The sequence below is a fragment of the Succinispira mobilis DSM 6222 genome (assembly GCF_000384135.1).
In the GTDB taxonomy this organism is placed as follows: Bacteria; Bacillota; Negativicutes; order Acidaminococcales; family Succinispiraceae; genus Succinispira; species Succinispira mobilis.
In genome coordinates, this window is sequence record NZ_KB913028.1 from 1,363,957 (window position 1) to 1,376,540 (window position 12,584).

Genomic DNA, 12,584 nt, shown 5'->3' on the forward strand with positions numbered 1-12,584 from the left:
ATGATAAAAATGCGGATGAATATCTTATTTTCTGCTGTTTTCTAAAGTTGACAAGCTCTGCTTCATTTGTTATCTTTTCATCAAAGAAATAACTAGCTAGGTAATTCCCGTAAGGCAATTGCAGCCAGTTCGTTGAATACCTTTTAGTGATTTTTTTATTAATGTTGTGATATGGGAAAAATTTCTGCATATCACAACATATTTTTATCTAAGCTAGTCAATCTTATAAAATATTGCTTCATTAATTAGCTTACAACACTACGCTAACCAATATTCTCTTTCAAATATTCAGCTACAATCTTTTTCTTAAATTCAGTACTATATTTAGCCATAAAAATACCCCCATAAGTTAGACTAATTCTAAGTCTAGCTTATGGGGGTAAGTACATTCCCTAGTCTTTTTTTCTTTTTAATCAACATTTATTTTATCTATGCATAAGACACTAAATAAGACAGCAAATTTTTTAAGCCTCTTAGAAAATGTCTAGACTCGCCTGGTGCGGTTGATGAGACTCGAACTCACACGGTTTTATCCGCCACCGCCTGAAGATGGTGCGTCTGCCAATTCCGCCACAACCGCAATATAATTTTTATTATAGTACTCCCCGAAAAAAAAACAACAAAATTCGAAGTTTTGTTTATAATTTTACAATATACTGCAAGTGAAATTTCAAATAATTTATTTAGAAATACTTCTAATAAACTCTGTAAAATTTGCCCATAAGACACTAAATAAGACACTAAAAAATTTTTCACAACAAAAAACGCTCTGCGAAAATTCGCAAAGCGCCTAATATTCTATTGGTGCGGTTGGTGAGATTTGAACTCACACGGGTCTCCCCGCCACCCCCTCAAGATGGTGTGTCTGCCGTTCCACCACAACCGCAATTGTTACTCAACAGAATAAATTATAATATATTTATTCATTAATTGTCAATATTAAGTTTAAATTTGTCTAAATAGTATTTTGAAAAAGTTTGTTTATCATGTAAAATACGGCGGATATAAATTTGTGTTTCTACAAACGGAATAGCATTTATATCACTAAAATTTTTATTCCAACCATACTTTTCAATCCATGTTTTCACATTACCTCTACCTGCATTATAGGCTGCTAATATTAAAATTTCATTGCCCCAAAACTCATGTTCCAATTCCGAAATATACCAACTACCAAACTTTATATTGATAGTTGGGTCTTCCAGACTAGTTGCCGCAAAATTTTTCCATTTTGTTTGTTCAGCAATCCACATTCCAGTCTCAGGCATAATTTGCATTAGTCCCAAAGCCCCATTCGCTGACTTTGCTTGGGGATTAAATTTACTTTCATTTTTTATTAAAGCCAATATGAAAAAAGGATCTAATTTATATTGTTTGCAAACTTCTTGAATAGTTTCTGTATAAACTAACGGGTAATAATATTTTTTTTGTACATAATCAGAAAAATATATATTATAGGCAACTGCCGCTACTATTAATAAGATTATTATCTTCTTTAAATCATTATAATGTCTTGCAATCATAGGTATCCTTTCTGAATTTGGATTGTTAAATTGCTACTTGTAATTCATTAATTAAACTTTCCACTTGAGCATATGTCTGTTCTAGCGTAAAAGAATTGTCAATTATTCGATCCGCTACAAGCTTTTTCTTATCAAAAGGCATTTGCTTATCGAGGCGCTGTTCAATTACTACTGCTTGCACTTTATCGCGTTGCATTGCGCGCCGTATTTGTTCCTCTCTAGAAAGATAAACAAGCCAAACACTATCAACTCTTTCGTGCCACCCTGCTTCAATTAGTAGTGGTGCATCTAAAAAAACTATTTTGGCTTGTTGAGCTCTTTGTTCCGTACAAAAGTTCTCAAAGGCTTGCCAAATTCGATGGTGTAAAATTGCTTCTAACTTTTTAAGCCGCTCTGGCTCAGCAAATACTATTTGTCCTAATTTTTGGCGATCAATCTCTTCCGAATTAGTTAAAATTCCTTTGCCAAATTCGTCTATGATATCTTGCCAAGCCCCAGAATCTTTGCTCATCAATTCATGTGCTGCCTTATCTGCATCAAAAACTGGGAAACTTCGAGCTCGTAAAAACTCTGCTACACTGCTTTTCCCACTTGCAATTCCCCCTGTTAAGCCAATAATTTTTGTTTTTTTCATAGTTTTTGACACCTTTGGCAATACACTGTTCCACGTCCTGCGATTTTTGCGTAAGTTAATGGTGTTCCACAAAAAGTGCAAGGTTGTCCATCACGTCCATATACTAGCAAGAAATTTTGGTTATTTCCTGTTGCCCCATCAGCATCTTTATAATCTCTAAAAGTTGTTCCATGGTTGGCAATTGCCTGTTCAATAATGCTTTTAATGTTAGCAACTAAATTAGTTATTTCCTCTATACTTAAGCTATTCGTCAATCTTTGAGGATGCAAAGCTGTTTTAGCTAGAGCTTCATCTACATATATATTACCTAAACCGGCAATTATGCTCTGATCTAACAGAGCTGCTTTCAGCAATCTTTTTTTGCTTTTAAAAATAGGTGCAAGATATTCGGTGTTAAATTCTGGATCAATTGGCTCTTTACCTAAAGCCACTAGACCTTTGAGAATTTTCATCTCATCTACTTTTACTAGATGTAATGTGCCTAAGGTTCGCGTATCTAAATAGTATAATACGCCTGAATTTAACTCAAAAACAATTCTTGCCTTATTTTCTTCTGTACTAGGTTGATTTTTAAAAATTAACGCCCCTGTCATTCGCAAATGTATTACAAGATACTCCCCATTATCTAAAGTGAATATCAGATATTTACCTTTTCTATTTAAATTTACAAATACTCGCCCTTGAAGTCGACTTGCAAATTCTAACGGACTAGGATATTTAATCAAGCGAGGCACATGTATCGTTATTTGTTTAATTTCTTTATTAATAATATATTTGCTTAAACTATTTTTAACTTGCTCTACTTCTGGCAATTCAGGCATTTTTCTACTCCTTTATACTTTACTTGCTAGCAGACCAATTAGCCCCATATGCACTATCAACTGTTAAGGGAACTACCAAGCTAGCTGCATTTTGCATTGCATCTTTAACTAATTGCGTAACTTCTAATAATTCACTTTCTACAACTTCAAGTAATAATTCATCGTGTACCTGTAACAGTAGACGGCTTTTAAAATTATGTACTTTTAAAATTTCTGCTACTTTAATCATTGCAATTTTGATAATATCTGCTGCTGTGCCTTGAATAGGGGTATTCATAGCAGTTCGTTCCGCAAAAGAACGACGATTAAAATTACTACTGTTTATATCCGGTAAAAAGCGTTGTCGATTATATAAGGTTTGTACATAACCTGCCATTTTTGCTTCTAAAATTGTCCGTTCAATAAAATCTTTTACCCCTTGATATCGATTAAAATATTTTTCAATATAATCTGCTGCTTCTTTGCGCGAAATATTTAAATCTTGTGATAAACCATAATCACTTATTCCATATACAATCCCAAAATTCACGGCTTTAGCCCGAGAACGCATATGTGCTGGAACTTCATTTAAAGGTAAATTAAAAACTTCGGCTGCTGTCCGCGTATGAATATCTTGATTGTGTTTAAAAGCATCTATTAAGATTTCATCTTTTGACATGTGTGCTAAAATTCTCAGTTCAATTTGTGAATAATCTAGAGATAAAATATAGTCATAGCCTGGCGATGGTACAAAAAATTCACGAATTTTTTTGCCCAATGGAGTCCGTACGGGAATATTTTGTAAATTAGGTTGCGTACTAGATAATCTACCCGTACTAGTTACTGTTTGCTGAAAATGCGTATGTATTTTATGAGTTTCGGGATTTATAATATTAGCTAAGCCTTCTAAATAAGTTGAAAATAATTTTGACAAAGTGCGATATTCTAAAATATTAGGCACAATATCGTGAAAATTAACCAGTTTTTCTAAAACTTCAACATCTGTAGAATAACCAGTTTTAGTTTTTTTAATTACTGGTAATTGTAGCTTGTCAAATAGTATTTTACCTAGTTGTTTCGGTGAATTTAAGTTAAATTCTTCACCGGCTAAACCTATAATTCGATGTTCTAAAATTTTGAGTTCTACCGCCAACTCTTTTGTCATATTTTCTAGTTTTTCTTGATCTATATTTATTCCATTGTATTCCATTTCTGCTAAAACAAAAGTTAATGGTAGTTCCATCTCAACTAATAATTTTTCCAGTTGATTGCTAACTATTTTTTCTTGCAAAACTAAATAAGTTTTGTATAAGTTAACTAATTTACAATCTGTGCTCTCAGGTAAATATTCTTTTAACAAAGTTTCTATATTATAATTTGCCCCGGTAGCATCTACTAGATATGCCATAATTGCTAGATCATAAAAATTCTTAGTTGCCACTTCTATTTTATTGTTTAGGCAAGCTTGAACAAAACTTTTTAAATCTAAACACACTTTAATTCCAGGATAACTAATTAAGTTATTCGTTGCCGCTACAAGGTCTTGAGTAACTTGATATTCAATATTATTAAAATAGACATTAAGCTGTTGAAAGCTATACCGCGGAAATTCACCTTGATAAAGATATTCAAAAACTACAACTGTATCGGGATCTAAATCGGCTAATTTTTCAGTCAATTCACTGTTATCAACTTGACATAAAGTGCAATTTGCCTCAATTATTTTTTCTGGCGGTTGCTCTTGCGGGACAATTTTTAGGGCGGTTAAAAATTTCTCTTTAATATTTCTAAAAGCTAAAAATTCTAACAGCTTGTCCAATTCCTCAATATTAGGATTTAAAACAAATTCCGAAAAATCGTATTCAAGTGGTACTTCAGTGTTAATTGTTGCTAAAGTTTTAGATACTATAGCTAAGTGGGCTTGTTCACGTAATTTCTCTTTTAATTTAACCCCGGCTACTTTGTCAATATTATTAAGAAGTGTCTCTATATTTTTAAATTCTGCTATTAGTTTTAAGGCCGTTTTTTCACCAATTCCAGCAATACCAGGAATATTATCCGAGGTATCACCCATTAAGGCTTTAATTTCAATTAAAGCACTGGGTGGCAATTGTTGATACTCTTCTTGAAATGTTAATAAATCATAGCATTTCATTTCACTAATGCCTTTTTTAGTCATTAAAACTTTAGTATTTGCTGTTATTAATTGCAGGGCATCCCTATCACCCGTTAAAATTGTCGTCTCTATATTTTTTTGTTCTGCAGCTACAGCTAAAGTCCCAATAATATCATCAGCTTCATAGTTTTCAATTTCTAAAGTAGTTATGCCTAAACAACTAAGCAATTGTCTAATTACAGGAAATTGCTCAGATAGCTCTGGTGGTGTAGTTTTTCGCGTTCCTTTATAATCCTCAAAAATGCTATTTCGAAAAGTAATTCGACCTTTGTCAAATGCTACACATAAATAGTCAAAGCTATTAGTTTGCAGTAATTTAACCAGCATAGTTGAAAAACCATAAACAGCGCCAGTATTTAAACCATTTTTATTAGTAAGTGGTGGCAAGGCAAAAAAAGCTCGATACATCAAACTACTACCATCTATAATTAGTAATGATTTTTTCATATTTTTTCTCCTAAGTGTTTAAACTATTTAATAGGTTATTATACCATTATTAAGCCAAATAATAAAATTGTGCTTCTTTTTATTCTTTAATAGCCCTTAATTATTTCTTTTTAAAAAGCTTGATTAAGCTATACTATTATGATATAGTATACACTAATAAAAGCAAAATAATTTAAGGGGTGTTGTTATGGCATATTTATTATGGTTTAATCAAATTAAAAAAGAAGATGTAGAATTAGTTGGTGGTAAATCCGCTTCTCTCGGAGAAATGACGTCTAAGACTAGTGTTCCTGTACCTTATGGTTTTGCAACTACCGCTGAAGCTTACAGATATTTTTTAAAGGCTAGTGGTGTAGAAAAAACTATTGAAAATTTAACTGCCAAACTAACAGATGTAGAAGATACTGTTCAATTAAAAGAAGTTTGTGCTGAAATTCGTAACAGCATTATGCAAGCCGAGATGCCAGCAGATTTAGCGGCTGAAATTGGTAAAGCTTATGAAGAATTAGCTGTTAAAGTTGGGGAACCACAGCCTTTTGTTGCTGTTCGTTCTAGTGCTACTGCCGAAGATTTACCAGACGCAAGCTTTGCTGGTCAACAAGACACTTATTTAAATGTTTTAGGTGCCCAAGAAGTAATTGAACGTGTGAAAGAATGTTATGCTTCTACTTTTACCGATCGTGCAGTTTATTACCGCACTAAAAAAGGCTTTCCCCATTTAGATGTTGCTTTAAGTGCTGTAATTCAAATGATGGTTTTCTCTAAATCAGCTGGTGTTATGTTTACTGTAGATATCGCAACTGGTAATGATAAAGATATTTTTATTGAAGCTGGTTGGGGTTTAGGGGAATATGTTGTTCAAGGTACTGTTACTCCTGATAGTTATTTAGTAAGTAAAGATAATCTTGAAATCAAAAATATTTTCGTAAGCGATAAACCTTTAATGTTGGTCAGAAAACCAGGTGGTGGGTGTGAAGAACAACGTGTACCTCAAGATAAAGCTCGTGCTCAAGTTTTAACCGAAGAACAAGTTAAAGAATTAGCCGCTCACGCTAAAACAATAGAAGCTCATTATGGTTGCTATATGGATATTGAGTGGGGTGTAGACGAGCGTACCAATAAAATTTGGATTTTGCAAGCTCGCCCTGAAACAGTTTGGTCAAGAAGAACGGAAAAGGAAAAAGCGGAATTATTAGGTACTGCTCCTAATAAGCAAACTACTGAAAAAAAAGTTGTTGTTGTTAAAGGTTTGCCTGCTAGTCCTGGTAAAGTTGCTGGTCGGGCTCGAGTTATTTTAGATCCAAATCGAATTAATGAATTTCAAGATGGGGAAATTTTAGTTACAGAAATGACTGCCCCTGATTGGGTTCCAGCTATGAAAAAAGCCAAAGCTATTGTTACTGACTCTGGTGGTATGACTTGTCATGCGTCTATCGTTAGTCGCGAACTAGGCATTCCTTGTATTGTTGGCACTAAAAGCCGTGGCGAAGCTTGTACTGTTAAAATTAAAGATGGCATGATGATTACTGTTGATGCAACTCACGGTATTGTTTATGAAGGAGTTCTAGAAGAAACTAAAAAAGAAACACCTACCCAAACAATGCAAGTTGCAGAAACATTCCCGGTTACTGGAACTAAAATCTATATGAATTTAGGCGATCCTGACCTTGCCGAAAAATATTGTCAATTACCTTGTGACGGAATTGGCTTAATGCGCGAAGAATTTATTTGGACAACCTATATTCACGAACATCCTTTGTATATGATTGAAACTGGTCGTGCTGATAAAGTTGTAGAATCTCTAGCTGATGGCATCCAAAAAGTTTGTCAAGCTATGTCACCTCGCCCAGTAGTTTTGCGGTTTAGCGATTTTAAATCTAGTGAATATCGTGATTTAAAAGGTGGCGATAAATATGAGCCACATGAGCCAAGTGCTCTATTAGGCTGGCGTGGTGCTTCTCGCTATTATGATCCTAAATATATTGAAGCTTTCAAGTTAGAATTAGCAGCTATAAAAAAAGTGCGGGAAGAATATGGTTATAAAAATCTCTATGTTATGATTCCTTTCTGTCGCAACATTGACGAAATCAAAAAAGTTACTGCACTAATGGCTGAACAAGGTTTGCAACGCAGTGCCGATTTTAAAGTTTGGTTAATGGCTGAAATCCCCGCTAATATAATTTTAGCTGATCAGTTTAACGAATATGTTGATGGTTACTCTATCGGTTCTAACGATTTAACTATGCTAGTTCTTGGTTGCGATCGTGATAATGATACGGTTTCTCATATTTATGATGAGCGAAATCTTGCTGTAAAACGTGCTATTCGTCATTTAATTGATGTCGCACACAAAGGTGGCAAAACAGTTTCTATTTGTGGGCAAGCACCTAGCGTTTACCCTGAATTTGCTGAATTCTTAGTTCGCAGTGGTATTGATTCAATGTCTGTAAACCCAGACACAGTTAAATACACGCGCAAAATGATTGCTCAAGTAGAGCAACGCATTATGCTTGAATGTTTAACAAAACGGGGCAGAGTAGACAGCGAAGACTATACTTGGTAAATTAAAAAACTTAATTAAAATATTTCAAGGTGGAGCAAAATAATTTTGCTCCACCTTTTCGCGCTATATTTCTCTAATTATATTTTGTTTTAATATACTCAATAACGGCTTTTTCTAGTTCAAAACAATTTAATGGCAAATAAGCGCGCAGCAGCTAATAGTTAAGCAAAATTCATTTGATTTTCTTGACAAATCAGCTTGAAAACTTGTATACTTTACAAAGCATTGTTTTTTATTTGAAAACTTAATTTACAAACCATCTTAACTCATCTAGAGTTTGGGATGGTTTTTTAGTTTTCTACTTTTATCTCAAATGGAGGAATTTATTTTGCTTAAATATTTAAAATTTTTTTTATTTTGCTTTTCATTTTTATTTTACTCTAATGTCGTCCAAGCGGCCATTAAGACAACTAGTTATGATTGGAACACGCAATTGCCAGCTTTTACCTATGCCAAAGTAAAAACTGTTGCAACTGGCCCAACTCTTATATTCTCTGATAGTCCTGAAATGGTTCCTAGCACTGGCATTATGTATCAAGATACTGCAAGTGGAGCTGTAAGGTTGTTTTTTCACCATGTAAATGATACGCCTACACCTAAAAGAATCGCAATTATTTTAGAAAATCCTAAACTTGCTAAATTAACGCTTAAAATCAAGAAACAAGCTTTGTCTAAGCCCAATCTAGACTATCTAGCCGCTGGTAAAGAAGTTCAGGAAAAATATTTTTCTAAACATCAAGAACTTTCTCTTACATTAAATCCCTTACAAAAATATGAGCTATTGAGCCATAATCAAAATGGTATAGTTTTTCAATCTCAAGAATTAGTTCACGGTATGTATGAATTACAGACAGATGGTCCGGTTACAGTTAAAGTAATTTGTCTGCCACTTTATGATCAAGCTAGTATTTATGCCGACATTGCCAAAATACTGCCACCCGATGACCAATTTCTGCGCGGAACCTTTCCTTTGGCTGACCGACAAGTAACCTTAGAAAAACCATACAATCCTAAAAAAGATGGTGTAATAGCTGTCATTTTAGCCGATAACAAACAAGATGCTTTTGCACGTGGTTTTGACCCAACTATTAACAAACCTGCTATCAACTATGGTAATTATGGCGTTATCTACAATTTAAACTATCGTTCTGAAATAGCTGAAATTCCCTTCGCTATTCGTTTAAATTCTTACGGCGGTTCGCTTTCTGGACATGTAGTCTTGGAAAACAATGCTAGTATTACTGATGTTGCTATCCCACAAGTAGGCTTTGAGTTTGGTAAAACTTGGTATGAAACAATACCTTTAGCTAGTTACAAAAACAATAATTCAGGCAAGATAATTTTTTCACCACCTGGTGCCGGTAACTTACCTGTTCGTTTTTTCTTTTATCCTGAAAAATAAATAAAACAGTTCGCTTTTGTATAATTAAGACTCTACGTTTAATGGAGTCTCCTATACTTTGAGCGAACCGTTTTTTATCTTAGAACAATTTTCGGTTCTAAACTGTCTTGATAAAACTCACATCCCTGCTTGCCTGAACCTTTAACAGCATACATAGCCCAATCAGCTTTTTTATAAAGCTCATCAAAACTTGTACCATCATCCGGATAAATAGCTACACCTATGCTTGCTGTAACTCTTGTAGTTCTACCTTCAAAAGTTACTTTTTGATCTAACAAAGTAGCTAGTTCAGCCATTTTATCACTAATAATTTTTTTATCAGAAAAATTTTTCAATAAAACCATAAATTCATCCCCACCTACTCGGCCAACAATATCAACCTCTCTAAAAGCCCGCTTTATTTCTCCACTTAACTCTACCAATACCTTGTCGCCACAAGCATGTCCGAATTTATCATTTACCTCTTTGAAATTATCTAAATCTATCAAAAATAAAGCATGCCTAATATTATAATTACTATATGTAAATTCATTTTCAATCAAGCGTTTAGTTGATATTTTATTATATATACTTGTAAGTTGATCTATTTGGGCCAAATGTTGTAATTGTAGTTCCTGCTCTTTAACTTCAGTAATATCATGCATTATGCCTACAGCTTGCCTTATTTCACTACTACCATCGGTAAAAACGTTAACAATAGTAACTTCTTGCCATTTCACTCCGCCCTTTTTATCAAAGGTTTTAATAATAAAATTAATCTTCGATTCTCCGCTGGCTATTTCTTGGAAGGCATTCATAAAGCAGGCTTCGCTTTCAGGTGCTACAATCTTTTTCTCCAGCCACGATTGCGGGAAATTTTCCATAACCTTATCAATTCCATACATCTTAATTGCTACCTCTGAATTTATTAACCGCTGTTCTTTTGGCAAATAGTCAAATATAATAGCTTCCGAGTTGTCAATCGCAATTTGAAAACGTCGTTCACTTAATATTAAATTCTCTCTAGTTTTCTTTTCCTCCGTAATATCTTGAAACACCACGACTGCAATATTATTTCCAAAAGCATCTAAAATTTTATTTATTCGAACAGAAAAGTAAACATCATTACCATTTCTGTGTTTTGCTTTTGTTTCAAATTTTACTGCTTCATTATTAAACTTAAGTAGCCATATCTTTCTTAAAATTTTCACAGTTTCGATAATACCCAACAAAGAAAACATATCTTTTTCTTTAAACTCTTCTCTAGAGTATCCTAAATAATTAACTGCTTTTTTATTAAGGTACTGCAATTTTATTTGCGGTTCTAAAGCAACTTTAGCAAAACCAATATCCATGTTATCAGTAATATTTTCTAACTCTAAATTTCGCGAAACCAAGGAAACCAAGGAATTAATTGCCGACTGATTATTTGATACATCTGTTAGAGTAGAGTAAAAAGTTATCTTTCCAGATTCATCTTTAATAAAAATCGATTGATCTAAAATATGAATGATTTTACCATCCTTGCGTAGCAAATTATATTCTAATTCAATTGTACAATCAAAAGTTAGTTTTTCTTCAATCTGCTGCAAAAATTCTTTTTGTTCCTCTTGCGGTACTAATTGTAAAAATGCATTATTAAATCGTTCTGCAAATTCCGCCTTAGTCCAACCGATATTTTTAAAAAATGCATCATTAGCATATCTAATCATAAGATTTTGATCATAAATTCCTTCAACTACAGAACCTTGAATATTTTCAACGATATTGCTCAATATATTATTTGTTTTTTTAATTTTTTCAAGCTTTCTATGCTTAAGGCCGACAATAAAAATCAATAAAACAATTACCAACATCAATAAAAATCCATCTTTATACGCTTTGTCAATAAGTTCAAATTCATATTTATAAGCTATAAAAATAAACAAAAGAAGTGGGCAGATTGTTTTTATAGAAACTTTCATTTTTTATTGCCTCCCATTTATATACACTTGTTTTTTGACGAATCTTAGCAAGATAATTTTATCATAGTTGCATAAAAAAGCAATTACTTAAAGCTTGTTTTCCTAATTATATTTAGTATACTTATATTGTATCCTTAATTAATAATAACAAAAGAATTTTCAAATCATAAATTTCAATTCAGAGGTTAATACATGAATAATAAATTACTGTATCTTGCATTATTTTCTGTTTCTTTTTTTTGGGGAACATCTTTTGCCTTAGTAAAAATAGGCCTTTCGCTAAGCGGGCAAGTTGAATTTGTCTTTTCCAGATTATTCGTTTCAGCTTGTATTTTTGCTATTTTTTTATGTTTTTTGAGAAAATCCATCAATATTAAAATCGCACCTGCGCATTACAAGGATTTTTTCATTTTAAGCATTATTGGCATAACTACCTATTATCCTATCCAAACCTTAGGAGTCAATTTAACAACAACTATTCATTCTGCATTAATAATGGCCACAAGTCCGATTATTTGCTCGCTTTTTATTTTATATGCAGAAAAAATTTTCCCCAAAAAAATTTTCAGTGGTATTCTTTTAGCTTTTTCTGGAGTAGGTTTAATTATTTTAACAAGTTCCAAAACTTCCCTTGAACTACCCTATATGTTTTGGGGTGACATCCTCTTGCTTATTAATTCAATAGCCTGGGCCTATTTTTCACTGCGAGGTCGGCAAATAATGACACATTATCATCCATTTGTCTGTATGGCTTATATTTTCATCTGGGGTACAATTTTACTCCTACCTTTAATGTTAGTATTTAATGCTTTTCAACCTCTAGTTTTTAATTTTTTTCAGCCACCCAATTTTTCACTTTTAGGGATTTTAGTTTATTTAGGAATTTTCTCATCTGTTTATAGTTATTTTATTTGGTATAAAGCTATTAATACAATCGGGGCAGTTAAAACCTCTGTCTTTATGTATCTTAACCCTTTAATTTCAACCATCACTGGCGCCTTTTTTTTATCAGAAAGTTTAGCGATTACTACTATGATAGGTGGAGCTTGTATATTGTGCGGCGTTTATTTGGTTAATAAAAATAAATAAAGGAGTT

The 12,584-nt window shown here is 33.0% G+C and carries 8 protein-coding genes and 2 tRNA genes; 3 read left to right on the forward strand and 7 right to left on the reverse strand.

Annotation, left to right across the window (positions count from 1 at the left end; translation table 11 throughout):
* Positions 1 to 495 precede the first annotated feature (495 nt).
* The 6 genes from SUCMO_RS0106460 to polA form a co-directional block, all read right to left on the reverse strand.
* A tRNA-Leu gene (locus tag SUCMO_RS0106460) sits at positions 496 to 580 on the reverse strand.
* Between the two features lie 222 nt (positions 581 to 802).
* Positions 803 to 886: transfer RNA gene (locus tag SUCMO_RS0106465), tRNA-Leu, on the reverse strand.
* 40 nt (positions 887 to 926) lie between these two features.
* Complete coding sequence (locus tag SUCMO_RS0106470) at positions 927 to 1,523, reverse strand: lytic transglycosylase domain-containing protein (RefSeq protein ID WP_019879788.1); 597 nt, start codon at positions 1,521 to 1,523, stop codon at positions 927 to 929.
* Positions 1,524 to 1,548: 25 nt separating this feature from the next.
* Positions 1,549 to 2,157 carry a dephospho-CoA kinase gene (gene coaE / locus SUCMO_RS0106475; protein ID WP_019879790.1) on the reverse strand — a complete coding sequence of 203 codons (609 nt, stop codon included), beginning with the start codon at positions 2,155 to 2,157 and terminating at the stop codon, positions 1,549 to 1,551.
* Positions 2,154 to 2,978 (reverse strand): DNA-formamidopyrimidine glycosylase, encoded by an 825-nt coding sequence (mutM, locus tag SUCMO_RS0106480; protein WP_019879792.1) that lies wholly within the window; start codon positions 2,976 to 2,978, stop codon positions 2,154 to 2,156. Before mutM ends, coaE begins: the two co-directional genes overlap by 4 nt.
* A 19-nt stretch (positions 2,979 to 2,997) precedes the next feature.
* A complete protein-coding gene (polA, locus tag SUCMO_RS0106485) occupies positions 2,998 to 5,580 on the reverse strand; it encodes a DNA polymerase I (RefSeq protein WP_019879793.1) in 2,583 nt (860 codons plus the stop codon).
* A 187-nt stretch (positions 5,581 to 5,767) separates the two neighbouring features.
* Here polA and ppsA point away from each other — a divergent pair, with 187 nt between their 5' ends.
* Complete coding sequence (ppsA, locus tag SUCMO_RS0106490; protein WP_019879794.1) at positions 5,768 to 8,143, forward strand: phosphoenolpyruvate synthase; 2,376 nt, start codon at positions 5,768 to 5,770, stop codon at positions 8,141 to 8,143.
* Between the two features lie 328 nt (positions 8,144 to 8,471).
* On the forward strand, positions 8,472 to 9,545 hold the full coding sequence (locus SUCMO_RS10470) for a hypothetical protein (RefSeq protein WP_019879795.1): 1,074 nt from the start codon (positions 8,472 to 8,474) through the stop codon (positions 9,543 to 9,545).
* Positions 9,546 to 9,619: 74 nt separating this feature from the next.
* Here the strand turns inward: SUCMO_RS10470 and SUCMO_RS0106500 are convergent, their stop codons facing one another.
* Complete coding sequence (locus tag SUCMO_RS0106500) at positions 9,620 to 11,488, reverse strand: sensor domain-containing diguanylate cyclase (RefSeq protein WP_019879796.1); 1,869 nt, start codon at positions 11,486 to 11,488, stop codon at positions 9,620 to 9,622.
* Between the two features lie 192 nt (positions 11,489 to 11,680).
* Between SUCMO_RS0106500 and SUCMO_RS0106505 the strand changes: the two genes are divergently transcribed.
* The gene (locus SUCMO_RS0106505; protein ID WP_019879797.1) at positions 11,681 to 12,577 is read left to right on the forward strand and encodes a DMT family transporter; all 897 of its coding nucleotides are present in this window, start codon (positions 11,681 to 11,683) and stop codon (positions 12,575 to 12,577) included.
* Positions 12,578 to 12,584: the final 7 nt, after the last annotated feature.